A 1,883-nucleotide genomic window follows, 5' to 3' on the forward strand; every position below is an offset into this window, starting at 1 on the left:
AAAGTATTGCCTCTGAAATGGCTTTACTTGCTTACGATCAAAAGCCCTCAGAGTCTGTAAAAGAACAGTTGTTAGAAATGGCTTGGGCCTCTGTTCATGCAAGAGGTGGAAGTGCTAATGTTCACTATCTTTCCAGATACAGAATTTCAGCAGCTGCAGCAGTCTTATTTCTTGTAAGTTCATTAGGTTTATTTTTCTTCAATCAAAACCTGGAAACTGATCTTGAAACCCAAAAGGAACTTGTAGTTCAGAAAGAAAACACCATTCGCATTTTGGAAACTGAAGTTGAGCAAAAGTCTGAGCTTTTAGCCATTCTAGAAGCTAGAGATGTTGATCTCATATTAATGGATGGCTTGGAAGTTAATCCGAATGGCTTCGGTAAAGTTGTTTGGGATAAAGAAAACGGACAAGCATTACTCCAAGTAGCTAATATGCCTGCTGTTCCAACCGCTAAAGAATACCAGCTTTGGTTTGTAATTAATAATCAGCCTTTCAGCGCCGGGGTATTTGCGGTGAATGACCCTGAAAGAGATAACTTTTTCAAAATTCAGGAACTGAACCAATCTGCAAGCCAAGGTGCTTTTGCAATTACACTTGAGCCTGAGGGTGGTTCGCCTCAACCCACCGGGGATATGTATATGCTTGGTGCTATGTAGTAGATTTTGGCAACTTACAATTCAAGAATTAAAAAACTCCTTTCTTACCGGTGGGAGTTTTTTTGTACATACAAGAAACAAATACCAATCCGTCTTAAAAGGAGCTTCGTACTTGTTATTACATATTTGTATTTAGTGATAGAGATAAGGAGTTGTAGCTTGAAAGCGCAACTCCTTTTTTATTATCCGCTTAAAATCCAATCTGAACGGAAATTCCTTTCGTACCGTTAGATAAGTATAATAATAACTAAACTTACGAGAATAATGAAAAAACAAAAGATACCATTTTTGGTAACTGTTTTATGCTTACTGGTATTTGGTACAACCCAAATAGCTAACGCACAAACAGTGTTTGAAACTACGCTTAGTGGGAGTAACGAAGTACCCACTGTTACAACTTCTGCAAACGGAAGTATAACTGCTACACTTAACGGAAATGAACTAACTGTTGAAGGTTCTTTTGAAGGACTTAGCAGTGCTTATGCTGCCTCTCATTTGCACGCAGGCATGGCTGGTGAAGCTGGTGGCGTACTTTTCACTTTAAACGCTACAGTAGACGCTGACGGAATGGGCGGAACATACACTACCGCAAATAACACTTTCACACTATCAAGTGGCCAAGTGGATACATTAGAAGCGCGCGGAATTTATGTTAATATACATTCTGAAACTTACGGAGCCGGAGAACTTAGAGGTCAATTGGCTCCTCAAGCAGATGTTGTATTCAGAACTAACGTTTCCGGTGCACAGGAAGTACCGGTAGCAAAAACCATGGCAAGTGGTGCTCTCATCCTTGAACTAAATGGGGATTCACTATTTGTTTCAGGTTCATTTAATGGACTTTCAAGTAATTATGCAGCTTCTCATTTACATACTGCAATGGCTGGTAGTGCCGGTGGTGTTGCTGTAACTCTAAATGCTACTGTTGCAGCTGACAATCAATCAGGAGTTTATTTAGCAGCTGATAACAGATTTGAACTTACTACAGATCAAAAAGAAGCACTTATGAATAGAGGCGTATATGTAAATATACACTCAGAGAATTTTGCTTCCGGTGAATTAAGAGGACAAGTTACTCCTCCCGTTACAGCTTCGTTCTTTGCGAGCTTATCAGGAAGTGCTGAAATTCCTTCTGCGAATACAAATGCCGGTGGTGCAGTTGTAGTTGAACTAACTACAGACGATTCATTAGTTGTTACCGGTACATTTGCTGAACTGCAAGGTGAT

At 39.8% G+C, this 1,883-nt stretch carries 2 protein-coding genes; both read left to right on the forward strand.

The window, feature by feature from the left end; genetic code table 11:
• A partial coding sequence (locus tag ABJV04_RS20925) for an anti-sigma factor (protein ID WP_348493679.1) occupies positions 1 to 656 on the forward strand: 656 nt, incomplete at its 5' end.
• Between the two features lie 288 nt (positions 657 to 944).
• Positions 945 to 1,883: CHRD domain-containing protein (locus tag ABJV04_RS20930; RefSeq protein ID WP_348493681.1), on the forward strand; the 939-nt coding region annotated here is incomplete at its 3' end.

It is taken from the genome of Aliiglaciecola sp., assembly GCF_039982535.1.
GTDB lineage: Bacteria > Pseudomonadota > Gammaproteobacteria > Enterobacterales > Alteromonadaceae > Aliiglaciecola.